The organism is Sphingomonas donggukensis, assembly GCF_023674425.1.
Lineage (GTDB): Bacteria > Pseudomonadota > Alphaproteobacteria > Sphingomonadales > Sphingomonadaceae > Sphingomonas > Sphingomonas donggukensis.
The window spans coordinates 1059594-1084051 of the sequence record NZ_CP098401.1 but is presented as its reverse complement, the minus strand read 5'-3'; the positions used below and the strand labels follow the sequence as shown (position 1 = coordinate 1084051).

Here is a 24458-nt window from a genome sequence, read left to right as displayed (position 1 = left end):
TCGGTTGATGTGCGGGCGGGCCGAGGGAGGTTCGTCTGGGGAGAGGGGCGTAAGGAAATTCGTGATGGCGACGGTCGAGAAGATGCCGATGCTGGCGGAGGGCTATGAGAAGCTCCACGCCGACCTGAAGCGATTGAAGATCGAGCGACCGACGATCGTCGATGCGATCGAGGAAGCGCGCGCCCACGGCGACCTGTCCGAAAACGCCGAATATCATGCCGCCAAGGAGCGGCAGGGCCAGATCGAGGCATCGATTTCCGACATCGAGGACAAGCTCTCGCGCGCCCAGATCATCGATCCCAAGGATCTGTCGGGCGACAAGATCGTGTTCGGGGCGACCGTGACCCTGCTCGACGACGACGACAAGCCCGTGAAGTACCAGATCGTCGGCCAAACCGAGGCAGATGCCCGCACCGGGCGGATCAGCTACAATTCGCCGCTCGGTCGTGCGCTGATCGGGCGCAGCGTCGATGACGAGGTCGAGGTATCGGTCCCCGCGGGCGACCGCTACTACGTCGTCAGCAAGATCGAGTTCATCTGATCGGCGCGAATATTCGCAGCGCGCCGGCCACATTTGCGATTGCCGGCCTGACCGCGGTCGTCAGCCTGTGCATCACGTTGCTGGGGCTCGAGTCGGACGCCGCCGTCTATGCCGGGTTCATCCCCGCGCGGCTGACAGCCGATGCGCCGGGTCTGCTGCCGTTCGTGCTGACGCCGCTCAGTTCGACGCTGGTGCACGGCGGGCTGCTGCACCTGCTGTTCAATCTGGTGACGCTGACGTTCTGCGGCATCGCGACCGAACGGGCGCTGGGCGCGCGTGGTATCGTCGTCCTGTATCTCGCCGGCGCCTATGCCGCCTGCGCCGCGCAATGGGCGGTCGCGCCGGCATCGACGGCGGTGATGATCGGCGCGAGCGGCGCGGCGTCGGCGATCGTCGGCGCCTATGCGCTGCTATATGGCCGCAGCCGGACCAAGGATTTTGGGCCGGTGCCGGCGTGGCTGCTGCATGTGCTGTGGCTGTTGATCGCGTGGACCGCGCTCAACCTCGCGGTCGGCATATTGAGCGCACAGGCGGGCACGCCGATCGCGGCGGCGGCGCATGTCGGCGGATTTCTTGCGGGCCTGATCCTGTGCCGCCCGTTGCTGTTGTGGCGGTGGCGCGGGGCGTAGCGATACGACCCCGCGCCCGCACGATTAGGCGGCAGTGAAAGCGCCGTCCTCGTCGATCACCTTCAGTTTGCCGTCCGCGATCGCGAACACCGCGCCGTGCAGCGACAAGCTGCCGTCGGCGAGCCCGGCCTGCACGAACGGGAAGGTCTTGAGGTTCTCGATCGAGACGCGGACTCCCTCCTGCTCCAGCGCCGCCTGGCCCTTTTCGGTCACGCCGTGCTCGGCGACGACGCGCTCGCGGGCTTCGTCCAGCAGGCCGATCCATTCGGCGACGAAGCCGCCTTCGCCGGGCTTCGCGTCGGCCAGGCTCTGGGTGAGCGAGGCGTTGACGCCGCCGCACGCGCCGTGGCCCAGCACGACGACTTCCTCGACCTTCAGCTTGGTGACCGCAAATTCGAGCGCGGCGGAGACGCCGTGGAGGCCACCCGACGCATCGAACGGGGGAACCAGCGCGGCGACGTTGCGCACGACGAACACTTCGCCCGGGCGGCTGCCGAAGATGGTGGCGGGATCGACCCGGCTGTCGGAGCAGGCGATGATCATCACCTTGGGCTCCTGCCCGCTGGCGAGCTCGGTCCAGCGTTCGCGCTCCTCCAGCCATTCGCCGCCGCGGAACCGGTAATAGCCGTCGATCAGATCGTTGAAGTGGGTCATGCCATCCTCTGTGCTTGGGTGTCGCAGAGCCTAAATCACGGTGCGTGCGCGCGTTCCACCGGCGATTGCAGCGCGCAACCATTGTTTACAGGCCGGACGCTGGCTATTTGCGCGGGCATGAACGAGATGACCCCGCTCGCCAAGCCTGCTGCGCCCGAGCTGCGCCAGCGCAAGCCCGACTGGATTCGCGTGAAGGCGCCGACGTCCGCCGGCTTCGCCGCCACCCGCGCGCTGATGCGATCGAAAAGCCTGACGACGGTGTGCGAGGAGGCGGCGTGCCCCAACATCGGGGAATGCTGGTCGAAGAAGCATGCGACCGTCATGATCCTGGGCGACACCTGCACGCGGGCGTGCGCGTTCTGCAACGTGAAGACGGGCATGCCGCGCAAGGTCGACGTCAACGAGCCGAACAACGTCGCCGATGCGGCGGCGCAGATGGGGCTGGCGCATATCGTCGTGACCTCCGTCGACCGCGACGACCTGCCCGACGGCGGGGCGAGCCAGTTCGTCAAGGTGATCGAGGCGATCCGGCGGGCCAATCCGACCACCACGATCGAGATCCTGACGCCCGATTTCCGCAACAAGCACGAGGCCGCGGTCGAGGCGATCGTCGCGGCGCGGCCCGATGTGTACAACCACAACCTGGAAACCGTGCCGCGGCTGTATCCGACGATCCGGCCCGGCGCGCGCTATTATGCATCGCTGCGGCTGCTGGAGAGCGTCAAGAAGCTCGATCCGTCGATCTTCACCAAGTCGGGGATCATGCTTGGGCTGGGCGAGCAGCGGCTGGAGGTTCATCAGGTGATGGACGACATGCGCAGCGCCGATATCGATTTCATGACGATGGGCCAGTACCTCCAGCCGACGCCGCGTCACGCCAAGGTGCAGGATTTCATCACGCCCGCCGCGTTCGACGCCTATGCCGCGATCGGGCGCGCCAAGGGGTTCCTGCTGGTCGCATCGTCGCCGCTGACCCGGTCGAGCTATCACGCCGGTGACGACTTCGCGCAGATGCGCGCGAATCGCGAGGCCAAACTGGGGCTGGTCCGTGCCTAGGCATCAGGAGATCCGGCGGCTGCCCTATACGCCGGAACAGATGTTCGACCTGGTCGCCGACGTCGGGCGCTATGCCGAATTCCTGCCGTGGGTCAGCGCGATCCGGGTGCGGTCGAACAGCGACACCGAAATGGTCGCCGACATGATCGTCGGGTTCAAGGGCCTGCGCGAGACGTTCACGTCGCGCGTGACGAAGGAGCGCCCAAACGCGATCCGGGTCGACTATGTCGACGGGCCGCTGGCGCATCTCACCAACGAATGGGCGTTCCGCAGCGACGGGCAGGGCGGGTGCACGGTCGATTTCTGCGTCGACTTCGCGTTCCGCAACCGGATGTTCGAGATGCTGGCCGGGCAGGTGTTCGACCGCGCGCTTCGCAAGATGATCGGCGCGTTCGAGGAGCGGGCGGCGGTGCTCTACGGCGCGGGAGCGTCCGCGTCGGGCAGCAGCAGTTCGAGCGCACACAGCGCCGCCTGAAGGCGGATGCCGCCGCGACCCAGGTCGCCGAATTCCTTGACGTCGGCGACGATGTGATCGGGAAGGGCGCCGCGCGCCGCGCGGGCGAAGACCACGGTGCCGACCGGTTTCTTGGCCGATCCGCCGCCGGGGCCCGCGATGCCGGTTATCGCAACCGCGACGTCGGCGTCGGTTTTTGCCAGCGCGCCGCGCGCCATTTGCCACGCGGTGGCGATCGAGACGGCGCCGAATGTCTCCAGCACCTCGCCGCTGACGCCCAGCAGGCGCGCCTTGGCCTCGTTCGAATAGGTGACGAACCCGCCGTCGAGCACGTCGGACGCGCCGGCGATCTCGGTGATCGCCGCCGCCACGAGGCCACCGGTGCAGCTTTCGGCGACGGCGACGCGAAGGCCCGCGGCGCGATTCTCGTCCACCACGCGCCGCGCCATCGCGATCAGCGCTTGCGGAAACATGGTATCGCGATGCTCGGTCACGACGGGGTGCCGGGCGGGCAGAGCGTGAACGGCGGGCGTGCCGCCTTGCGATTGCGACCCGCGATCTCGACGATCGTCACGATCAGCGCGGCGGTGTTGCGTGCCGGCAGTGGATCGAGCAGCGCGAGGACGCGGTCGATCGCGGGGCAATCCTGCGCGTTGATCTGCTGGGCCAGCATCGGCGCGACCATCGCCGTCACCATCGGGCGGGCGAGTTCGCTGTCGAGCATCGGCGAGACATCGGGGCCGGCGATCTTGCGCAGCGCCTCGCGCGCCAGCGGCCATGCCGCGTCGCTGGTCGCGGCGAACTTGGCGGTCAGCGGAGCGACCGAGCGGCGCAGGTAAGCGTTTGCGGGCAGGGTTGGGGAGCAGGTCGCCGCGGTGGATCCGACCAGCGTGGAGCCGAGGTTGAGCACCAGCGCCTCCGCCTCGCGCTGCGGCACGCACTGCGCGGCCTGCGCGGCGGTGGCGGCAAGCGTGCCGGCGATCAGGGTCGTGGCGGCGATCAGGGACTTGAACGTCATGCGGTTACACTCCGGGTACACGGACAGTGGCGATCGCTTGCGCCGCGATCCCCTCCTCGCGACCGGCAAAGCCCAGCCGCTCGGAGGTGGTGGCCTTCACGCTGACGGCGGCGACGTCAAGGCCGAGGATCTGCGCGATCGCCGCGCGCATGGCGTCGCGGTGGGGGCCGATCTTGGGCGCTTCGCAGATGAGGGTCAGGTCGACGAAATCGATGACACCGCCCGTGTCGCGGACCAGCCGCGCGGCGTGGGCGAGGAACTGGTCGGAGGCGGCGCCCTTCCACTGCGGGTCGCTCGGCGGGAAATGGCTGCCGATATCGCCAGCGGCGATCGTGCCGAGCAGAGCGTCGGTAATGGCGTGGAGCGCGACGTCGGCATCGCTGTGACCGGACAGGCCGCGATCGTGCGGGATGAGCACGCCGCCCAGCCATAATTCCTCCCCCGCCTCCAGCCGGTGGACGTCGAAGCCGATGGCGCTGCGCGCGACGAGACGCGCGGCCAGCCGGGCCTCGGCTGCGGCGAGATCGGCGGGGTAGGTGACCTTGTCGAGCATCGCATTCCCCGCGACCAGAGTGACGTCATGACCCGCCGCGCGCGCGACCTGCGCGTCGTCGGTCGCCTCGGCGTCGTCGGGCCAGGCTTCGTGGGCGGCGAGGATCGCGGCGTGGTGGAACGCCTGAGGGGTCTGGACGCGGTGGAGCGCGGTGCGGTCCACGGTCTCGCCGAGCACGGCGTCGCCGCGGGCGAGCGTGTCGGCGACCGGCAGGACCGGGACGGCGGCGGGCGCGGTGCTTAGGGCGTCCAGCAGGCGGTCGATGACGGCGGCGGGCACGAAGGGTCGCGCGGCGTCGTGGATCAGGACGCGGTCGGCCTCCACCGCGCGCAGGCCGGCGATCACCGACTCCCGCCGCGTGGCTCCGCCGATGGTCGAGGGGATCTCGCCGACGGCGTCCGCGAGCAAATCTTGCTGCCCCTCACCGATGACGACCAGCACGTCGTCGATACCGGGATGCGCGCGCAGGGCAGCGACGCTGTGCGCCAGCATCGGACGCCCGCCGAGCGAGGCAAATTGCTTCGGGAGTGCGGAGCCGATGCGTTCGCCCTTTCCGGCGGCGACGACGATGGCGACGGTGCGAGGGCGGGTCATGTCTGAGCGCCTAGCGCAGGCGCCCGATCCTCGCCAGCCTTGCCCTACGCGGCGTTTTCGCCTAGGCGCTGCCTAAATTTCAGGCACATTCCATGCGCAGCATCGCTCCCATCCACATCGGTCCCGTGCGGATCGACACGCCCGTCCTGCTGGCGCCGATGACCGGCGTCACCGACCTGCCGTTCCGCCGGGTAGTGCGCGGCTATGGGTCGGGGCTGAACGTGACCGAGATGGTGGCGAGCCAGGCCGCGATCCGCGAAACGCGCCAGTCGCTCCAGAAATTCGCGTGGGATCCGATCGAGGATCCGGTGTCGATGCAGCTGGTTGGCTGTACCCCGCACGAGATGGGCGAGGCGGCGAAGCTGAGCGAGGATCGCGGGGCGGCGATCGTCGACATCAACATGGGCTGCCCGGTGCGCAAGGTGACGAGCGGCGATGCCGGTTCGGCCCTGATGCGCGACCTGCCGCTCGCGACTGCGCTGATCGCCGCGGTGGTGAAGGCGGTGGACGTGCCGGTCACGCTTAAGATGCGGATGGGCTGGTGTCACGACAGCCTGAACGCCCCCGAGCTCGCGCGCATCGCCGAGGATCTGGGGGTGAAGATGGTCACCGTCCACGGTCGTACCCGCAACCAGATGTACAAGGGCTCGGCCGACTGGCGCTTCGTGCGGTCGGTGAAGGATGCGGTGTCGCTGCCGGTGATCGTCAACGGCGATATCTGCACCGTGGATGACGCGCATGCCGCGCTCGACCAGTCGGGCGCGGACGGCCTGATGATCGGGCGCGGCGCTTACGGGCGCCCGTGGTTGCTCCGGCAGGTGATGGATGCACTGGAGGGTCGGACGCCGCGTGCCGACCCCACCCTAAACGAACAATATCGCCTGATTATCCGCCATTACGACGACATGCTGTCGCTCTATGGCAAGGAAACGGGCGTCAACATGGCCCGCAAGCATCTCGGCTGGTATACCAAGGGGCTGCCGGGATCGGCGGAGTTCCGCAACAAGGTGAACCAGGTGCCCGATGCCGCCGTCGTCAAGGCGATGCTGGCCGAATTCTACGCGCCGTGGCTGGACCGCGCCGCCGCGTGACGACGTCGGCGCCGCCGTTTGCGGAGCTGTTCGCCGCGCTGCCGGTCGCGGCGCTGATCGTCGATCCGGAGGGGCGGGTGGTTCATGCCAATTCGGCATCCGAGACGCTGCTGAACTTTTCCGAGCGCGCGATGGCGGGGCAGGACGTCGATACGCTGGTGCGGTTCGCGGAAGCCTATGCCGACCGCCGCAGCGGGCGCACCTTTGCCGCCTATGACGCCGACGTCGGCATCGGCCGGATCGGGCGGCTGCGCGTCGACCTGGTCGAATGCGGCGTGCCCGATCATCCCGGCTGGACGATCGTCACCATCCGGCAGAGCCCTGCCTCGCGCGGGCACACTGCCGACCGCTCGGGCGGGGCGCGCGCCGCGGTGGGGGCGGCGGCGATGCTGGCGCACGAGATCAAGAACCCGCTGTCGGGCATCCGCGGCGCGGCCCAGCTGCTGCGCGAGGGCGGGGACGAGGGTGCCGAGCTCACCCGCCTCATCACCACCGAAGTCGATCGTATCGTCGCGCTGATCGACCGGATGCAGGATTTCACCGACACCCGACCCCTGACGCTGGAGCCGGCCAACGTCTATCCGCTGCTAGACCACGTTCGCCAGGTCGCCACCGCCGGCGTCGCGCGCGGTATTGCGATCGACGAACGCTTCGATCCGTCGCTGCCCCCGGCGTTGATCGACCGCGACGCGCTGACCCAGGTCGTGCTGAACCTGGTCAAGAACGCCGCCGAAGCGGTGCATGGCGAGGGTCGCATCACGCTGGCCACCGCGTACCGCCACGGCATGGCGGTTAGCGCCGCGCCGGGACGCCCGCGCCACCCGCTGCCGATCGAGGTCGCGGTGATCGACACCGGCCCTGGCGCCTCGCCCGACATCGCCGAGCACATGTTCGAGCCGTTCGTGTCGGGCAAGGCCGAGGGGCGGGGCCTCGGCCTGCCGCTGGTCGAGAAGCTGGTCCGCGACATGGGGGGCATCGTCACCTATTCGCGCGAGGGAGAGCCCGAAGTGACCGTATTCCGCATCCTGTTGCAGAGGGCGGCATGACGTCACTCCCCATTGAGAGCGGCCGGGTGCTGGTGGTCGACGACGACGCGGCGATCCGCACGGTCGTGACGCAGGCGCTCAGGCGCCGGGGCCATATCGTGACGACCGCGGCATCGGTCGCCGAGATGCGCCGCGCGCTGGCGGGTGAGGTGCCTGACGTGCTGGTAACCGACGTCGTCCTGCCCGACGCCAACGGGCTGGACGTGCTGCCGGGCGTGCTCGCCGAACATCCGCGGCTACCGGTGATCGTCCTGTCGGCGCAGAACACGCTGTCGACCGCGGTGCGTGCGACCGAGGCGGGAGCGTTCGATTACCTGCCCAAGCCGTTCGACCTCGACGCGCTGACGCAGGCGGTCGCGGGCGCGCTGCTGCGAGTGCGGCGCGATCCGGTGGCGGCAGCGTCGCCCGCCGACGATGCCCTGCCGCTGATCGGGCGATCGCCGGCGATGCAGGACGTGTACCGCGTAATCGCGCGCGTGGTGTCGAACGACCTGACCGTGCTGGTGTCGGGGGAATCGGGCACCGGCAAGGAACTGGTGGCGCAGGCGATCCACGACCTCGGCCCCCGTCGTCGCGCACCGTTCGTGGCGCTGAACATGGCGGCGATCCCCCGCGAGTTGATCGAAGCCGAATTGTTCGGGCATGAACGCGGCGCCTTCACCGGTGCGGCGGCGCGGGTGGCGGGCCGATTCGAGCAGGCAGCCGGCGGCACATTGTTCCTCGACGAGATCGGCGACATGCCGATGGACGCGCAGACGCGGCTGCTGCGCGTTCTGCAATCGGGCGAATTCACGACCGTCGGCGGCGCCCGCCCGATCCGCGCCGACGTGCGCATCGTTGCGGCCACGAACAAGGATCTGGCGGCGCTGGTCGCGAGCGGTGGTTTCCGGGAGGACCTGTTTTACCGGCTGAACGTCGTGCCGATCCTGCTGCCACCCCTGCGTGAGCGGCGCCAGGACGTCGCGCTGCTCGCGCGGCACTTCCTCGAGCGGGCGGCGGAGGACGGGCTGCCGCGCAAGCAGGTCGATGCCGGAGGGCTCGCGCGACTGGAGGCACACGACTGGCCGGGCAACGTGCGGGAGCTGGAAAACCTGATGCGCCGCCTGGCCGCGCTCAGCCGCGACGAATGGATCGGGGCGGCGGAGATCGCGGCGATGCTGGGGCGCGCGGCGATGCCTGCCGCTGTGTCCGATGCCGGCCTGGAAAGTGCGGTCGCCGCGCGCATCGCCGCGATCGCGCGCGACGATCCCGCGGCGCTGGAGGATGGCACGCTGTACGACCGCATCATCGCCGAGGTCGAACGCCCGCTGATCGCGGCGATCCTCGATCGCCACGGCGGCAACCAGCTGCGCGCCGCCCGCGCACTGGGGATCAACCGCAACACCTTGCGCAAGCGGCTCGACGATCTGGCGATCGATACCGGTGTCACGCGACCAAATGGGGCGCCGCTGCGCTGATGCGCGCGAAATATGTGTTTTCTCTGCAACAGTGAGCGTGTAGGCCGGCCACGATGACTGTTGCCGCTGTGCCGATTGTCGACCCTAAGGTGCCGCCGCGGCGCTTCGCGGTGACGCCGGCGGTCGAACTTGCCGTCATCGTCATCGCCGTGATCGTCGCATTTGCAAGCTGGCGCGTGCTGGCGAGCGCAAGCGCGAACGGGCGCCTCATCAGCCCGCCGCTGGTCGCCATGCTGCTGACCGCGAACCTGATCCCCGCGGTCGCGCTGGTGTCGCTGATCGGGCGGCGCATCGCCATCGCCCGGGCATCGCGCGCGTCGCTGGCGGGCGGGGGGCGCCTCCACGTCCGCCTAGTCGCGGTCTTCTCGCTGATGGCGAGCATCCCGATCGTGCTGACCGTGGTCGCCGCGTCGATCATGTTCCAGTCGGGCGTGCAGCTGTGGGGCTCCGAGCGCGCGCGCGATGCCTTCGCCTCGACCATCGCGCTTGCGAAACAGGGACAGGCCGTCGTGGTGCAGCGCTGGACCGGCGAGGCAGTGTCGATGGCGGGCGATATCCGCGCCCGCTATACCGAGGCGGGCGGGCGGTCGCAGGAATTCCACGAATTCTTCCTGCGCCAGACCTTCTACCGCAACCTGTACCAGTCGGTGCTGTTCCGCGTGTCGCCCGCCGGCAAGGTCGAGGCGATCGACTTCTACGAACCGCCCGATCCGAAGATTTTCGCGCAGCGGGTGTCGGGCCAGGTGCTGAACCTGCTGACCGACCGCGACAGCTACACCAATTTCGATCAGCGCCAGTTGTGGGTGGTGACCCCGGTCGACCGGTCGAAGAACGTGTTCCTGTACGTCGCGACCCCGAACGAGGTCGATTTCCTCAACCGCCAGAGCCTGGCCGCGGACAAGCTGCTGCTGGATTACGAGGCGCTCCAACGGCGCACCCGATCGGTGCAGATGCAGTTCAACGCGATCCTGTTCGGCGTCGCGCTGCTGATCGTCGGCCTTGCCACCTGGATCGCGCTCGGCGTCGCCGACCGGCTGGTGCGCCCGGTCGATCAACTCGTCACCGCCGCCGACAAGATTGCAGGCGGCGACCTGACCACGCGCGTCGCCATCCGCCCTGATCCGGATGAGATCGGCGCGCTGGGCCTCGCCTTCAACGGCATGACCGCGCGGTTGCAGAAGCAGACCGATGCGCTGGTGAGTGCCAACGCCCAGCTCGAAAGCCGCCGTGCGCTGATCGAGGCGGTGCTGTCGGGCGTCACCGCGGGCGTCATCGCGGTCGGCGGAGGGCGCGAGGTGCGGCTGGTCAACAGCTCGGCGCTGGCGCTGATCGCGCCGGGCGACGCACTGGTCGGTCGATCGCTCGCCGATGTCGCTCCCGATCTCGAGGCGCTGCTGGCGAGCGGCGCGCGCGAGGGCGTCGTCCAGATCAACGCCAGCGGCGAGGCGCGGACGCTGGCGGTGAAGATCACGCGCGACGAGGACGGCCACGTCCTGACCTTCGACGACATTACCCAGCAGCTGCTCGACCAGCGTCGCGCCGCGTGGTCCGACGTCGCGCGCCGCATCGCGCACGAGATCAAGAACCCGCTGACCCCGATCCAGCTCGCCGCCGAACGCCTGCAGCGCCGCTATGGCAAGCTCGCGCCCGAGGGTGACACGACGTTCGGGCGGCTGACCGACACGATCGTCCGTCAGGTTGGCGACCTGCGCCGGATGGTCGACGAATTCTCGTCGTTCGCGCGGATGCCGAAACCGGTGTTTCGTGAGGAATCGCTGGTCGATCTCGCCCGGCAGGCGGTGTTCCTGCACGAAGTCGCCCACCCAGCGATCCGCTTCGCGCTCATCTTCCAGGATCCGCCGCCCAATCTGGTGTGCGACCGCCGCCAGATCGGCCAGGCGCTGACCAACCTCGTCAAGAACGCGGTCGAGGCGATCGAGGCGCGCACCGGCGACGCCGTTCCGGTCGGCGAGATTACGGTCGCGCTGACCGGCGACAACGGGCGCAGCGTCGGCGTCCAGATCGCCGACAATGGCATCGGCCTGCCCGTCGAGCGCGACCGCATCGTCGAACCCTATATGACCACGCGCAGCCGCGGCACGGGGCTCGGCCTCGCCATCGTCAAGAAGATCGTCGAGGAGCATTTCGGATCGATGCTGTTCGTCGATCGCCCCGGCGGGGGCACGGTGGTGACGCTGGCGTTCGATGCCGGTACGCTCGCGACCCTGGTCGATCGCGACGCGCCGGACGATGCCGCCGATCCCAGTCCTGCCATGCTTACTCGTACACGGACAACGCCATGAGCATCGATATCCTCGTCGTCGACGACGAATACGACATCCGCGAGCTGGTCGCGGGCGTCCTGGAGGACGAGGGCTATGAAACGCGCTCCGCCGCCGACAGCGATGCCGCGCTGGAGGCGATCGCCGCGCGGCGCCCGAGCCTCGTCCTGCTCGACGTGTGGCTGCAGGGTTCGCGGCTCGACGGGCTCGACCTGCTCGACGAGATCAAGAAGCGCGACCCGTCGATCCCGGTGCTGGTGATCTCCGGCCACGGCAACCTCGACACCGCGGTCGCCGCGATCCGTCGTGGGGCGTCCGACTTCATCGAAAAGCCGTTCGAGGCCGAGCGGCTGCTGCTGTTGGTCGAGCGCGCGACCGAGACCGAGCGGCTGAAGCGCGAGATCGCGTCGCTGCGCGCGACGGTCGGACGAGAGGACGATCTGACCGGCAATTCGGCGGCGATCAACATCGTCCGCGCCACGCTGAAGCGGGTCGCCTCGACCGGAAGTCGCGTGCTCATCACCGGCGGCAACGGCGCCGGCAAGGAAGTCGCGGCGCGGTTGCTCCACGGCTGGAGCGGGCGTGCGCAGGCGCCGTTCGTGATCGTCAGCGCGGCGCGGATGACGCCCGAACGCGTCGAGGAGGAATTGTTCGGGGTCGAGGAAGGGGGCGGGCTCGTCCGCTCCGGACTGCTCGAACAGGCGCATGGCGGCACGCTGTTCCTCGACGAGATCGCCGACATGCCGATAGCGACCCAGGCGCGCATCCTGCGCGTGCTTACGGATCAAAGCTTTACGCGGGTCGGCGGACAGCGCGTGGTAAAGGTCGACGTGCGCGTCGTCTCTGCCACCGCCCGCGACCTGCACGAGGAAATCGCCGAGGGCCGGTTCCGCGAAGACCTCTACTACCGGCTGAACGTCGTTCCGGTGGCCATCCCGCCGCTGACCGACCGGCGCGAGGATATTCCGGCGCTCGTCGAGCATTTCGTCGCGCATTACGCCTCCGAACGCCGCGTGCCGACGCCGGAAATCGCGCCCGATGCGATGGTTGCGCTGCAAAGCTACGAATGGCCGGGAAATGTCCGCCAGTTGCGCAACATCGTCGAGCGGACGGTCATCCTGGCGCCGGGCAACCGCATCGGACGCATCGACATCGACCTGCTGCCGCCCGAAGTGTTGGGGGCGACCGGGGACGGGGAAGGGCGGGGCGCCACCGCGATCATGGGTGCACCGCTGCGCGAGGCGCGCGAGAGCTTCGAGCGCGAGTACCTCCGCGTCCAGATCCGGCGGTTTTCGGGCAACATCAGTCGCACGGCGAGCTTCATAGGCATGGAACGCTCCGCGCTGCACCGGAAACTGAAGCTGCTGGGGATTACCGAGACGCGGGAGGACTGACGCGGTTCTGGACGTCACCCGCCCGCGTCCCTAGATTGGCGGCGCGCGGGCCGTGGTGGCGTGCGTATCGACGCCGCCTGAGCGGCGCACAGCGGGGCAAACCCCGCCAAGAGCAAAAGGATCGCCCGAATGGCCGACAAGCAGACTTCGCTCCAGGATCTGTTCCTGAATGCGCTGCGCAAATCCAAGACGCCGGTGACGATGTTCCTCGTGAAGGGCGTGAAGCTCCAGGGGATCGTCACCTGGTTCGACAATTTTTCGGTCCTGCTGCGCCGGGACGGCCAGTCGCAGCTGATCTACAAGCACGCCATTTCCACGATCATGCCGTCGGGCCCGCTCGACGTTGAGGGGATCGTCGATGCGATCGGAGAGCATCCCAGCAAGTCCCCCGGATTGCAGGAAATATTCCTGAGCGCCGTGCGTCGGCAGGATGAAACGGTGACGATGTTCCTGGTCAATGGCGTGATGTTGCAGGGCGGGATCGCCGCTTTCGATCTGTTCTGCATGCTGCTCCAGCGCGAGGGCATGTCGCAGCTGGTGTACAAACATGCTGTGTCTACGGTGCAGCCGGCCAATCCGCTGAACCTTGCCGAGGAACAGGCGCTAGGCGACGAGTGAGGTGACGACGCCCGTATCCGGCGGCTTCGACCGCGACGTCGAGGATTTCGCACGCGGCGCGCGGGCGATCGTCGTGCTGCCCGACCAGGGTGGCTCGGCTCGCGACAGCGATGCGCGCCTTGAGGAAACCGCCGGCCTGGCGCTCGCGATCGGGGTCGAGGTACGCCACAGGATCGCCTACCGCGTGCGTGCGCCGAAGCCCGCGACGCTGATCGGCAGCGGGCAGGTCGAGGCACTGGCCGCAATCGTGCGCGACGACGGTATCGGCCTGGCCGTGTTCGACGCCAGCCTGACGCCGGTGCAGCAGCGCAATCTGGAAACGCGGCTCGGTTGCAAGGTGATCGATCGCACCGGGCTGATCCTCGAAATCTTCGGCGAGCGCGCGCGAACGGCGGAGGGGCGGCTGCAGGTCGAACTCGCCCACCTCGACTATCAGGCCGGGCGACTGGTGCGCAGCTGGACCCATCTCGAGCGCCAGCGCGGCGGCTTCGGATTTTTGGGCGGCCCGGGCGAGACCCAGATCGAGGCCGACCGCCGGCTGATCCGCGATCGCATGGCCCGGCTGCGGCGCGAGCTGGAACAGGTCAGCCGCACGCGGGGCCTCCACCGCGACCGGCGCCAGCGCGCGCCTTGGCCGGTGATCGCCTTGGTTGGCTATACCAACGCCGGAAAGTCCACGCTTTTCAATCGCCTGACGGGAAGTGACGTCATGGCGGAAAACCTCTTGTTCGCGACGCTTGACCCGACGTTGCGGCAGATCGGCCTGCCCGGCATCGACAAAGCGATCCTGTCGGACACGGTGGGGTTCGTGTCCGAATTGCCGACGCAGCTCGTGGCCGCGTTCAAGGCGACGCTGGAAGAAGTGGTGTCGGCGGACCTGCTCGTCCACGTCCGCGACGTCGCTCACCCCGACAGCGCCGCCCAGCGCGCCGATGTCGAGGGCGTGCTGGCCGACATCGGCGTCGCCGAGTCGACGCCGCGGATCGAGGCTTGGAACAAGCTCGACCTGCTGATCGGCGATGCGCGCGAGGACCTGTTGGTCGAGGCCGAGCGCCGCGACGATGTGGTGGCGCTCTCCGCGCTGAGCGGGGAAGGGGTCGACGCGCTGATGCAGGCCGTCGCCGCACGGCTTACCGCCGAGCACCGACGCTACGCGATCACGCTCGACGCGGGCGACGGCGCCGCGGCAGCGTGGCTGCACGCGCATGGCGAGGTGCTGTCGCAGGAGAGCGATGCGGAAGCGATCGTCATCGACGTGCGGATGGCGCCGCGCGATTACGAGCGGTTCATGACGCGCTAGGGTCGGTCGCGGCGCGCTTGGCCCGGAGCCACAAGGCTTCCTTGGCCTCCAGCGGCAAACCCTCGAACGCGGCGCCGGCAACATCCTCCATCGTCCTGAAACGACGTTCGAATTTCTCGTTCGCGCCGCGCAGCGCCGCTTCGGGATCGACATCCAGCTTGCGCGCCCAGTTGACCACCGAGAACAGCAAGTCGCCGATTTCCTCCGCGCGGTGCGCGTCTGTCGCGGCAGCGTCGACTTCGGCCAGTTCCTCGTCGATCTTCGCACGGGCGCCGGCGGCGTCGGGCCAGTCGAAGCCGGTGCGCGCGGCGCGATTTTGCAACTTCTCCGCGCGCAGCAGTGCGGGCAGACCGAGCGCGACGCCGGCCAGTGCGCTTTTGTCGGACTTTTCGGCCCGCTCGGCGGCCTTGACGGTTTCCCACAGGTGATGGCCACCATCGGCGACGTCACCGAAGATGTGCGGGTGGCGGCGCTCCATCTTGTCGCTGATCGCCTCCACGACGTCGGGCAGCGCGAACGCACCGGCTTCCTCGGCCATGCGGCTGTGAAAGATCACCTGGAGCAGCAAGTCGCCGAGTTCGTCCTTCAGATCCGCCAGGTCGCCGCGCGCACAGGCGTCGGCGACCTCATAGGCTTCCTCGATCGTGTACGGGGCGATGCTCTCGAACGTCTGGACCGTGTCCCATTCGCAGCCCGTGTCCGGATCGCGTAGCCGCGCCATAATCGCGACGAGCCGATCCATCATGACAGGGGTGCCCCAAACGCACGATCTTCAAGACCGATAATACACATTATGTAAATAGTGGTCATGCCCGCGTCCGCTTTGGCTCTAGGATCAGCGTCTTCCCCTCTACCCGCCACGATCCCAGGCGCGACAGGAAATTCATGCCCAGCACATTGGTGTCGCCGAACGCCGGCGAGACGACGACGCCAAGATCGTGCGTGTCGAGCGACCCCAGCGTTACACGCCCGACCGACGCCCGCTGTGCGGTGATCGATCCGTTGGCCGTGTTGAGCATGACCGGAAATCCGCTGTCGCTCACCTCGATGCCGGCGGCTTTCGCCGTCGCCGGCGATACCGCCGTCAGCGTTGCGCCGCTGTCGATCAGCATCCGCTCGCTGTGGCCGTTCAGATCGACCCGCGCCCAGAAATGGCCATCCTCGCTCATCGCGATGCGGACGGTGTCGCCGACGACGGATTGCGATCCAAGGCCGATGCGATCGCCAAGCGCCGCCATCACCGGTGCGATCCGCTCCCGGTTCGAGATGACGAGGAAAGCCACCGCCGCAACCGCCGCCCAGCCGAGCAACGATCGCAACACGTCCCCGACCGATGGACGCCGCGCGACGAGCGCGGATCCCACCAGCACCAGCGCACCCAGCGTCCACAGCAATTGCGCGGTATCGTCGGTCAAACCACAACCTCCTGTCCGTCGTAGCCGGGCGCGATGCCGTCCGGTAGCGTCGCCGCAAGCGCACCATAGTCCATCGACTGGTCCATGTGGGTCAGCAGCGTGCGCCCGGCGCGTAACGCCTGCGCCCAGGCCACCGCCTGATCGAGCGTCGGGTGCGTCGGATGCGGCGCCCGGCGCAGCGCGTCGATGACCAGCACGTCGACATCCTCGTACAGGCTTTGCATCTCATCGCTCAAGATATTGAAATCCGTGGCATAGACAAGCGACTTGCCGCCCTGATCGAAGCGCAGCCCTGCGGAGGTGATCGATCCGTGCGGCTGATCGACGACGCGGATTCGAATGTCGCCGACGGTCAGGCAGTCGGGCAGAACCGCGCCATCGACCGTCGGCGGATAGCCGCCGTTGCCGGTAAAAGCATAGTCGAACCGCGTCCTCAGCGCCTCCAGCGTGGCCGCGCGGGCGTAGCCGACGACGGGCGAACGCCGGGCGTGGTAGATTTGGCGCAGGTCGTCGATGCCGTGGCAGTGATCGGCGTGGTCGTGGGTCCAGATGACGGCATCCACGTCGGCCACTTCGGCGCGCAGGAGTTGCTCGCGCAGATCGGGACCGGTGTCGACCAGGATGCGGGTCGTCGCGGTTTCGACGAGGACCGAGACGCGGGTGCGCCGGTTGCGCGGCTCGGTCGGATCGCACGCGCCCCAGTCGCCCCCGATCCGCGGCACGCCCGATGACGTCCCGCACCCGAGGATGCGCAGTTTCACGCGCGCGTCTTCGCGAACAGCGTGTGGAAATTCTCGCGGGTGCGGTCGGCCAGCATATCGGCATCCTCATCGCGCAGCTTTGCGAGGAACCGGCAGGTGTCGGCGACATAAGCGGGCTCGCCCGGCTTGCCACGATGCGGGACGGGGGCGAGGAACGGTGCGTCGGTTTCGATCAGCAACCGCTCGATCGGCAGGCGCGCCGCAGTCTCCTGCAAGTCGCGGGCGTTCTTGAACGTCACGATACCCGAGATCGAGATGTAGAAGCCCATGTCGAGCGCGGCATCGGCGAAGGCGCCGCTGGCAGTGAAACAGTGGATGACACCGGGATAGGCCCCCTTCCCCAACTCGTCCTTCAGGATCGCCAGCGTGTCTTCCTCGGCATCGCGGGTGTGGACGACGATCGGCAGGCCGGTTTCGCGACAGGCCGCCAGATGCGCGCGAAAGCTCGCTTGCTGGCGGGCGCGGTCGCTGTGGTCGTAATAATAGTCGAGTCCGCTCTCGCCGATGCCGACCACGCGCGGGTGCGCGGCGCGCTCGACCAGCTTGGCGGTGTCGATATGGGGATGCTCGTCGGCTTCGTGCGGGTGGATGCCGACGGTCGCCCAGACGTCGGGCTGGGTTTCGGCGGTGGCGAGCACGTCGTCCCACTCCCGCTCGCGTGTTGCGATGTTGAGCATGGCGACGACCCCACTCTCCCGCGCGCGCGCCAGAACGGCGGGCTGGTCCTCGGCCAAACCCTTGTAATTCAGATGGCAGTGGCTGTCGGCGAGCCTCATGCGGTGGCCAGTTCCAGCCGCGGGAATACCGGCGACGGTGGCGCGATCGTCACGCCGACGGCGCTCCAGGCGTCGGCCAGCGCGGCGTGATCGCGCGCCTGTGCCCCCAGGAAATCGAGGATCGTATCGCTCGCCGTCGGCACCACCGGGCGGATGACGATGGCGAGATCGCGGATCGCGCGGACCAGCGTTGCGAGCACGGCGTTCATCCGCTCCGGGTCGGTCTTGCGCAGCGCCCAGGGCGCCTGCACGTCGATATAGGCGTTGCAGGCGAAGACCCCGCGCATCCACGCCTCGATCGCCTGGCCGATCGCGAGGTCGCCGAAGTGGCTCACGAAGTCGGTGGCGGCTCCTGACACCTCGGCGAGCAGCGCCGCGTCGGCCCCCTCCCCGCGTCCGGCATCGGGAATGACACCGCCCAGATTCTTGGCGATGAAGGCGAGCGTGCGCTGCGCCAAATTGCCGAAGCTGTTCGACAGGTCGGCGTTGGCGCGGGTGACGATCGCCTCGTCGCTGAACGTGCCGTCCTGGCCGAAGCTCACGTCGCGCAGTAGGAAATAGCGCAGCGCATCGACGCCGTAGAGGCTGGCGAGCTCGATCGGATCGACGACGTTGCCGACCGATTTCGACATCTTCTCGCCGCGGTTGAGCAGGAAGCCGTGGCCGAACACCTGTTTCGGCAGCGGCAGCTTCGCCGACATCAGGAACGCAGGCCAGTACACCGCATGGAACCGCACGATATCCTTGCCGATCAGATGCAGGTCTGCCGGCCACCATTTTGAAAAAGCATCATTATCGTTCGGGTATCCGGCACCGGTGATGTAGTTGGTAAGCGCATCGACCCAAACGTACATCACATGCCCCGGACTGCCGGGCACCGGCACGCCCCAGTCGAAGCTGGTGCGCGATACGCTGAGGTCGGTCAGGCCGCCCTCGACGAAGCGCAGGATTTCGTTGCGGCGGCTGTCGGGCTGGATGAACTCGGGATGATCGCGGTAGAGCGCGAGCAGCGGTTCCTGATATTTCGACAGGCGGAAGAACCAGGTTTCCTCCGCGGTCCATTCGACCGGCGTCCCCTGCGGCGACAGCTTCTCGCCGTCCGCGCCCGCGACCAGTTCCTTCTCTTCGTAGAACGCTTCGTCGCGAACCGAATACCAGCCCTCGTATCGGTCGAGGTACAGGTCGCCGGCATCGGCAATCGCCTGCCAGAGCGCCTGGCTGGCGGCATAATGGTCGGCCTCGACCGTGCGGATGAAGCGATCGCACGAGATATTCAGGAGCGTCGCCATCTCCGCGAAATACCCCGACATTTCGTCGGCCAGCGCGCGCACCTCCACATCGCGCTCTCGCGCCGTCTTGACCATTTTCAGGCCATGTTCGTCGGTGCCGGTCTGGAAACGGACGTCACGGCCCGCCTGCCGCTGGAACCGCGCGATCGCGTCGGCGGCGATCATCTCATAGGCGTGGCCGATGTGCGGGCGGCCGTTGGGATAATGAATTGCGGTGGTGATGTAATAGGGGTCTGACATGCCCCGGCCCTACCGAAGTCAGCGCGACCGCGCCAGTCGCGCGACGAGGCTGCCCATCTCGAACGCGGTCGTCCCGGCATCGAGCGATTGCGCGATCGAGACGCGAGCAAGATCGGTCGCGGCGGCATAGGCATCGAGCGCGTCGCGGAGCGCCGGTCCGGTCATCACCTGCGCCCGCTCGGCGATGAAGGCGGGCACGCGTTCCAGGAATGCCTCGTAGCGCGCCTGCGCCGCCTTCAGGCCGAGCGCCTTCGAGAGGCGGACGCGCAGACGGTTGGTGGGGTCGCCATCGGTCGCGATCGCCGCCAGGTCGCCTTCGATCGCGGCAAGGTCGAGTCCGGCGAACCTCAGCGCCCGCCCCGGCGATCCCGCACCCGCCCGCACCAGCGCAGCGACTTCTGCCGCACTTGCCTGCGGCAATTGGTCGCGAAGCACGCCGGCAACCTCATGATCCGACAGCGGGTCGAACCGCAGCAGCCGGCACCGCGACCGGATCGTCGGCAGCAGCCGCCCGGGCGCGTGGCTGACGAGCAGGAAGATAGTGCCCGCGGGCGGCTCCTCGAGGTTCTTCAGCAGGGCGTTCGACGCGCCGGGACGCTCGACGTCGTCGATCGCGTCAATAATCACCACGCGCGCGTCGGACATCGACGGCTTGGTCGCGAACATCGCCTGCAGCCCGCGGATCGCGTCGATCTTGATCGAACGCGCCAACTCGCCCTCGGGCTTGTCGGCATCCTTGGGCACGCGGCGCAGCAGGCGGTAGTCGGGGTGCGATCCCGCCGCCAGCATCGCCGCGGTGCGTTCGCTCTCCCCTGCCCCGCGGGCGAGGATACGCGCGGCGGCGTCCTTGGCGAACTGCGCCTTGCCGACACCCTCCGGCCCCGCGATCAGCCAGGCGTGATGCAGCGCCCCGCCTGACAGGGCGGCGGCGAAGGCAGCCTGTGGGGCCTCGTTGCCGATCAGCGACGTCATGGCAGCAGGTCGGCGATCTCCGCCATCAGCCGCTCGGTTACGACGTCCGGGCCGGCACCGGCGTCGATGCGCCGGACGCGGTCGGGTTCGCGCTCTGCGATGGTGCGGAAGGCGGCGGCGACTTCGGCATGGAAATCTGGGCCGCGCTGGGCGAACCGGTCCCGGGCGCCGTCGTCGCGGGCATTGGCGCGGGCGTTGCCCTCGTCAGGACCGATCTCGAGCACCAGAGTCCGGTCGGGCAGCAGCCCCTTCGATCCGAAGCCGTGCAGCGCCAGGATCGCGGCGTCGTTGATTCCCTGCGCGCCCTGATAGGCCCGCGTCGAATCGACGAAGCGGTCGCAGATCACCCAGGTGCCAACCTCGATCGCCGGTCGGATGCGCTTTTCGACGTGATCGGCACGCGCGGCGGCGAACAGCAGCGCCTCGGCGTGCGAGCTCCACCGCGTCACCGCCCCGGTCATCAGCAGGTCGCGGATCGCCTCCGCCCCCTCACTGCCGCCGGGCTCGCGCGTCGTCACGACCTCGATACCGCGCGCGGCCAGCGCCTCGGCCAGCCGGGTCACCTGCGTGGACTTGCCTGCCCCTTCCCCGCCTTCCAGCGAAATGAAGCGGCCCGGCGTCACGCGCCGAACAGCGCCATCAGACCCGCCCAGGCGCGACCGAAGAAGCCGGCCTCCGCAACATCGGCCTCGGCGACCAGCGGCAGCGTCTGCGGGCTGCCGCCCTCGGTCGTCACGACCAGGTCGGCGATATGCTGGCCGGCCTTGATCGGCGCCTTGACGGGGCCGTCATAGACCAGCCGGGCGGTCATCTTGGGGTCGGTGCCGGCGGGGATGGTGATCGACAGAGCGTTCGGCGCGACCAGGCCGACCTCGCGCGCGTCGCCCAGCTGCACGTCGGCGGTGCCCACGCGCTTGCCCTTGGCGACGATCGGCTTGGCCTTCCACGCGCGGAAGCCCCAGTCCATGAAGCGGACCGATTCCTCGATCCGCTGGTTGAAGGTGTTCAGCCCGGCGACGACCATGACCAAGCGGCGGCCGTTCTGTTCAGCCGACCCGGTGAAGCCGTAGCCAGCTTCGTCGGTGTGCCCGGTCTTCAACCCGTCCGCCCCGGCCACGCGGCCCAGCAGCGGGTCGCGGTTGGCCTGGGTGATGTCGCTGCCCGAACCGAGCGTCTTCCCCCAGGTGAAGTCGCGGCGCGAATAGAACTTCTTGTACAGCTCCGGGTGCTGCTTGATGGTCGCGTCGGCCAGATGCGCCAGGTCGCGCGCGGTGACATAGGTCACGCCGCCGTCCGGCCAGCCGTTCGACGTGCCGAAGTGGCTGTTGGTGAGGCCCAGTTCCTTCGCCTTCTGGTTCATCAGGTTGACGAACGCTTCCTCGGTCCCCGCGATCTGTTCGGCGAGCACCACGCAGGCATCGTTCCCCGACAGCACGACGATGCCGTAGATCAGGTTCTCGACGCTCACCTGCTCGCCGGCGGACAGGAACATCGTCGATCCGGCGGCGGGGCCGTGCCATTTCTTCCACGTCTCAGGCCGCACCGTGACCATCTGGTCGAGCTTCAGATCGCCCTTCTTGATGAGGTCGAATGCGACATAGGCGGTCATCATCTTCGCCATCGATGCCGGCGGCATGCGGCGGTCGGCGTCCTTCGCGTACAGCACCGCGCCGGTCGACAGATCCTCCAGATAGGCGACGGGCGCCGCGGTCTGGAACGGCGGGGTCTGGGCGACGCCCGGGACTGTGGCGGCAAGGGCGGCGGCGAGCGCGACGGGTAGGATGAGGGTCTTGGTCATGCTGGGGTCCAAACGCTGAAACGAAACGAAAGTCGAGGGGATATTCAGTGTCCCGCCACCCGCTGGCGGCGCGAGTCCGGATATCCGGCGGCGACCGCGCGGGCACGGGCGCGGTCGGCACTCGCGACATCGGCGAAGGGGCCGATCTGGACGCGGAACAGCGCGCCCGCGGGAATGACGGTGCCGCCCAGCTGACGCGCGAGTGCCTGCGCGCGGGCGGCGTTCGATAGAGCCGCGACTTGGACGACATGGGCCCCAGAAACCGATTTTGCCGGAGCCACGACGACGGGCGCGGGCTTTGGCTTGGGCGCGGGGATCGGCGCCGGCTTGAGCGCCGCCTGCCGCGGCGCCGGCGCCTGCGACTTGACGGGTGGTGCAGGCGGCAGAGCGACCGCAGTCTGCGCAGCCAGCTTGCGGCGAAGCGGCACCAGCAGCACCTCGGGCGCGTTCGACCGGGCGCTCGCCGGCTGGAGGTTGCGGAGCTGCACGCTATCCTGCGGGGACGGCACGACGCGGCGGACGCGTACCGGCACCCGTTCGCTGGTCACGCCCAGCGTCGCACGCGCCGCCGGCGACAGCACGACGATCGCGCCGGTTCCGGGGCTGCCCGCGACTACCGCGACCAGTATCGTGCGCCCGCTGTCGAGCGCGGTCACCTCGGCGTAACCGCCTGCGTCCGCTGCATCGGTGACCGCGGCGAACCCTGGTACGTCGCCGACGCCGGCATAACCGACCACGTCATAGCGCACCTCGCCCGCCGTCACCTGCGACGAACCGCGCGGCCCCTCACCCGCCGGCGGCTCCTGCGCGGCAGCCGCCGTCGCCCACAGCGCGAGCAGGGCCAGGCTAGCGTGCGATTTCATCGGCCAGCAATCCCACCGAAAGCGCGTAGAAGTTCGAGCAATTGTAATCGAGGATCACCCGGTAATTGCCGGTGAGCAGATAGGCCGTGCGCCCGGGACCGTCGGGCTCGATCAGCGAGGCCAGCACAGAATCGCCCGGCCACCCCCTCCCCTGCGGCACGACGCCGCGGGCGCGCCATTCGGCCATCGTCCGCCAGCGGCTGTGGCGATCATGCACGCGCGGGCAGCGCGGGCTGGTGGTGCGCGCCTTCAGATCGCTGCGGTCGAACCGGGCGGGCAACGTCACCGCGAATCCCCACGGCTGGCCCGCGCGCCAGCCGGCGTTGACGAAATAATTGGCGATCGACGCCAGCGTGTCGGTTTCGTTCGACCAGATATCCGCGCGACCATCGCCGTCGCCATCGCGCGCCAGCCGGAGATACACCGACGGCAGGAACTGCGGATAGCCGAAGGCGCCCGCCCAGCTGCCCTTCAACCGGTCGCGTGGGACGCCGCGGTCGATCATCTTCAGCGTGGCGATGAATTCGTCGGTGAACAGCGCGCGGCGGCGCCCTTCATAGGCTAGGCTCGCCAAGCTGCGCGGCAGGTCGAAATTGCCGGTATAGGCGCCGTAGTTCGTCTCATGCCCCCAGATCGCGACCATGATCTCCTCGGGCACGCCGGTCTCCGCCTCGATCCGGGCGAGGCGCGCGCGCGTCCGTGCATAGGCGGCGCGGCCCCGCGCGATGCGGGCGGCATCGACGTGCTGGGCCTTGTACGGTGCGAAGTTCGGGATCGCCGCGGTCGGCGACGCCTCGGGCTGCTGCCGGTCGAGCTCGACGACGCGCGGATTGTAGGTCAGCGTCGGCGCCACCGCATCGAAGGTGCCGGGTCGCACGCCCTCGCTAAGCGCGCGTCCACGGATCGACTGCAGGAACGCCTGGAACCCGGCGTCGTCTTGCGCGCATGCCGACGATGTCGTCATCGCCAGCGCCCCGACCAGAACGCCCGCTCTCCAGAACCGCCACCGCATACGCACACACCCCTGCTACCCGCCCGTGATGCCACAGGCGGCGGGGCGCATGGAACCCCTGTCGTCCCGCCACTTGCACAAATGAGCGCGTCCGCTCTAAGCGGGCGCCACCAGCGGAGAGATGGCCGAGTGGTTTAAGGCAGCGGTCTTGAAAACCGCCGTGGGTGGAAGCTCACCGTGGGTTCGAATCCCACTCTCTCCGCCAAGGGTCAGTGAAGCGCCTTGCGGACGATCCGCGGGACGCCGCCGGCAAGGTCGAGACTGGTCGCGGCGCCCGTCATCCGGAATTCGAGCTTCGCATCGAGCGGCGACGCGCGGTAGCGGCCCCGGTCGAAGCGCAGCGCGCGAACGCTCGCGAACTGGAGTGGATCGTGCAGCACCGGATTCGCCCCGATGCGCTGCGTCACGGGCAACCGGTCGCGGGTCGTCAGGACGACTGCGGCGACGGGACGCGGCACCGAATAGACGAGCGGTGCGGCGAATCGCGTGATCGGCAGCGGGGTGCGCCCGACAGCCACCGGTACGGACAGCGCGATCGTCGGCCGGACCGCGATCGCAGCCGGCCCCGCGGCGGGCCCGGCAAGCGCGCCCATCACCATCACACTCGCAAGCGAAATCCCCGGCACACGCTGCTCCCCCAAGCGC

Annotated in this window: 26 protein-coding genes and 1 tRNA gene; 12 read left to right on the top strand and 15 right to left on the bottom strand. The window is 68.6% G+C overall.

What is annotated here, in order from left to right; translation table 11 throughout:
- The first annotated feature begins 64 nt into the window (after nt 1-64).
- Nucleotides 65-541: a transcription elongation factor GreA gene (gene greA / locus M9980_RS05290; RefSeq protein ID WP_250754194.1), complete on the top strand. Its 477-nt coding sequence runs from the start codon at nt 65-67 to the stop codon at nt 539-541.
- Between the two features lie 77 nt (nt 542-618).
- Nucleotides 619-1170, top strand: coding sequence for a rhomboid family intramembrane serine protease (locus M9980_RS05285; protein WP_250754193.1), 552 nt, complete (start codon nt 619-621; stop codon nt 1168-1170).
- A gap of 24 nt (nt 1171-1194) precedes the next feature.
- Here M9980_RS05285 and M9980_RS05280 read toward each other — a convergent pair whose 3' ends face one another.
- Nucleotides 1195-1824, bottom strand: coding sequence for a carbonic anhydrase (locus M9980_RS05280; RefSeq protein ID WP_250754191.1), 630 nt, complete (start codon nt 1822-1824; stop codon nt 1195-1197).
- A 117-nt stretch (nt 1825-1941) separates the two neighbouring features.
- Here M9980_RS05280 and lipA point away from each other — a divergent pair, with 117 nt between their 5' ends.
- On the top strand, nt 1942-2880 hold the full coding sequence (lipA, locus tag M9980_RS05275; RefSeq protein ID WP_250754189.1) for a lipoyl synthase: 939 nt from the start codon (nt 1942-1944) through the stop codon (nt 2878-2880).
- Complete coding sequence (locus tag M9980_RS05270; protein WP_250754188.1) at nt 2873-3355, top strand: type II toxin-antitoxin system RatA family toxin; 483 nt, start codon at nt 2873-2875, stop codon at nt 3353-3355. Before lipA ends, M9980_RS05270 begins: the two co-directional genes overlap by 8 nt.
- On the opposite strand, the gene M9980_RS05265 is transcribed toward M9980_RS05270, so the two are convergent.
- The 3 genes from M9980_RS05265 to M9980_RS05255 are packed head-to-tail and all read right to left on the bottom strand — an operon-like array spanning nt 3295 to nt 5499.
- Nucleotides 3295-3807, bottom strand: coding sequence for a CinA family protein (locus tag M9980_RS05265; protein WP_250755074.1), 513 nt, complete (start codon nt 3805-3807; stop codon nt 3295-3297). The genes M9980_RS05270 and M9980_RS05265 overlap by 61 nt on opposite strands.
- Before the next feature lie 17 nt (nt 3808-3824).
- Nucleotides 3825-4352: a hypothetical protein gene (locus M9980_RS05260; RefSeq protein WP_250754186.1), complete on the bottom strand. Its 528-nt coding sequence runs from the start codon at nt 4350-4352 to the stop codon at nt 3825-3827.
- A gap of 4 nt (nt 4353-4356) precedes the next feature.
- The gene (locus M9980_RS05255; RefSeq protein ID WP_250754183.1) at nt 4357-5499 is read right to left on the bottom strand and encodes a bifunctional 2-C-methyl-D-erythritol 4-phosphate cytidylyltransferase/2-C-methyl-D-erythritol 2,4-cyclodiphosphate synthase; all 1143 of its coding nucleotides are present in this window, start codon (nt 5497-5499) and stop codon (nt 4357-4359) included.
- A 92-nt stretch (nt 5500-5591) separates the two neighbouring features.
- Here M9980_RS05255 and dusB point away from each other — a divergent pair, with 92 nt between their 5' ends.
- The 7 genes from dusB (at nt 5592) to hflX (ending at nt 14687) form a co-directional block, all read left to right on the top strand.
- Nucleotides 5592-6590 carry a tRNA dihydrouridine synthase DusB gene (gene dusB, locus M9980_RS05250; protein ID WP_250754180.1) on the top strand — a complete coding sequence of 333 codons (999 nt, stop codon included), beginning with the start codon at nt 5592-5594 and terminating at the stop codon, nt 6588-6590.
- Nucleotides 6566-7636 (top strand): two-component system sensor histidine kinase NtrB, encoded by a 1071-nt coding sequence (locus M9980_RS05245; protein WP_250754177.1) that lies wholly within the window; start codon nt 6566-6568, stop codon nt 7634-7636. The genes dusB and M9980_RS05245 overlap by 25 nt, the downstream gene beginning before the upstream one ends.
- Nucleotides 7633-9093, top strand: coding sequence for a nitrogen regulation protein NR(I) (gene ntrC / locus M9980_RS05240; RefSeq protein ID WP_250754175.1), 1461 nt, complete (start codon nt 7633-7635; stop codon nt 9091-9093). Before M9980_RS05245 ends, ntrC begins: the two co-directional genes overlap by 4 nt.
- Before the next feature lie 53 nt (nt 9094-9146).
- Complete coding sequence (locus M9980_RS05235; protein WP_250754172.1) at nt 9147-11396, top strand: sensor histidine kinase NtrY-like; 2250 nt, start codon at nt 9147-9149, stop codon at nt 11394-11396.
- Complete coding sequence (gene ntrX / locus M9980_RS05230) at nt 11393-12769, top strand: nitrogen assimilation response regulator NtrX (RefSeq protein ID WP_250754169.1); 1377 nt, start codon at nt 11393-11395, stop codon at nt 12767-12769. Before M9980_RS05235 ends, ntrX begins: the two co-directional genes overlap by 4 nt.
- 129 nt (nt 12770-12898) lie before the next feature.
- Entirely contained in the window at nt 12899-13387 is a 489-nt protein-coding gene (gene hfq / locus M9980_RS05225) for an RNA chaperone Hfq (RefSeq protein WP_250754166.1), read from the top strand.
- A 1-nt stretch (nt 13388) separates the two neighbouring features.
- Nucleotides 13389-14687 (top strand): GTPase HflX, encoded by a 1299-nt coding sequence (gene hflX / locus M9980_RS05220; RefSeq protein WP_250754162.1) that lies wholly within the window; start codon nt 13389-13391, stop codon nt 14685-14687.
- Here hflX and mazG read toward each other — a convergent pair.
- The 10 genes from mazG to M9980_RS05170 all read right to left on the bottom strand — a co-directional run bounded on the left by mazG (nt 14674) and on the right by M9980_RS05170 (nt 23813).
- Nucleotides 14674-15432 (bottom strand): nucleoside triphosphate pyrophosphohydrolase, encoded by a 759-nt coding sequence (mazG, locus tag M9980_RS05215; RefSeq protein ID WP_250754160.1) that lies wholly within the window; start codon nt 15430-15432, stop codon nt 14674-14676. The two genes, hflX and mazG, sit on opposite strands and share 14 nt — an antisense overlap.
- 61 nt (nt 15433-15493) lie before the next feature.
- The gene (locus M9980_RS05210) at nt 15494-16102 is read right to left on the bottom strand and encodes a retropepsin-like aspartic protease family protein (protein ID WP_250754157.1); all 609 of its coding nucleotides are present in this window, start codon (nt 16100-16102) and stop codon (nt 15494-15496) included.
- Complete coding sequence (locus M9980_RS05205; RefSeq protein ID WP_250754154.1) at nt 16099-16863, bottom strand: MBL fold metallo-hydrolase; 765 nt, start codon at nt 16861-16863, stop codon at nt 16099-16101. Before M9980_RS05205 ends, M9980_RS05210 begins: the two co-directional genes overlap by 4 nt.
- Nucleotides 16860-17639 (bottom strand): TatD family hydrolase, encoded by a 780-nt coding sequence (locus tag M9980_RS05200; RefSeq protein WP_250754151.1) that lies wholly within the window; start codon nt 17637-17639, stop codon nt 16860-16862. The genes M9980_RS05205 and M9980_RS05200 overlap by 4 nt, the downstream gene beginning before the upstream one ends.
- The gene (metG, locus tag M9980_RS05195; protein WP_250754148.1) at nt 17636-19168 is read right to left on the bottom strand and encodes a methionine--tRNA ligase; all 1533 of its coding nucleotides are present in this window, start codon (nt 19166-19168) and stop codon (nt 17636-17638) included. The genes M9980_RS05200 and metG overlap by 4 nt, the downstream gene beginning before the upstream one ends.
- Nucleotides 19169-19186: 18 nt before the next feature.
- Complete coding sequence (locus tag M9980_RS05190) at nt 19187-20140, bottom strand: DNA polymerase III subunit delta' (RefSeq protein ID WP_250754145.1); 954 nt, start codon at nt 20138-20140, stop codon at nt 19187-19189.
- On the bottom strand, nt 20137-20763 hold the full coding sequence (tmk, locus tag M9980_RS05185) for a dTMP kinase (RefSeq protein WP_250754142.1): 627 nt from the start codon (nt 20761-20763) through the stop codon (nt 20137-20139). Before tmk ends, M9980_RS05190 begins: the two co-directional genes overlap by 4 nt.
- A complete protein-coding gene (locus tag M9980_RS05180) occupies nt 20760-21938 on the bottom strand; it encodes a D-alanyl-D-alanine carboxypeptidase family protein (protein WP_250754140.1) in 1179 nt (392 codons plus the stop codon). Before M9980_RS05180 ends, tmk begins: the two co-directional genes overlap by 4 nt.
- Nucleotides 21939-21982: 44 nt before the next feature.
- Complete coding sequence (locus tag M9980_RS05175; protein WP_250754137.1) at nt 21983-22801, bottom strand: SPOR domain-containing protein; 819 nt, start codon at nt 22799-22801, stop codon at nt 21983-21985.
- Nucleotides 22785-23813, bottom strand: a complete 1029-nt coding sequence (locus M9980_RS05170; RefSeq protein ID WP_422921385.1) for a lytic murein transglycosylase — start codon at nt 23811-23813, stop codon at nt 22785-22787. Before M9980_RS05170 ends, M9980_RS05175 begins: the two co-directional genes overlap by 17 nt.
- Before the next feature lie 115 nt (nt 23814-23928).
- On the opposite strand from M9980_RS05170, the gene M9980_RS05165 reads away from it, so the two are divergent.
- Nucleotides 23929-24018, top strand: a tRNA-Ser gene (locus M9980_RS05165).
- Between the two features lie 4 nt (nt 24019-24022).
- On the opposite strand, the gene M9980_RS05160 is transcribed toward M9980_RS05165, so the two are convergent.
- A complete protein-coding gene (locus tag M9980_RS05160) occupies nt 24023-24406 on the bottom strand; it encodes a hypothetical protein (RefSeq protein ID WP_250754134.1) in 384 nt (127 codons plus the stop codon).
- Nucleotides 24407-24458: the final 52 nt, after the last annotated feature.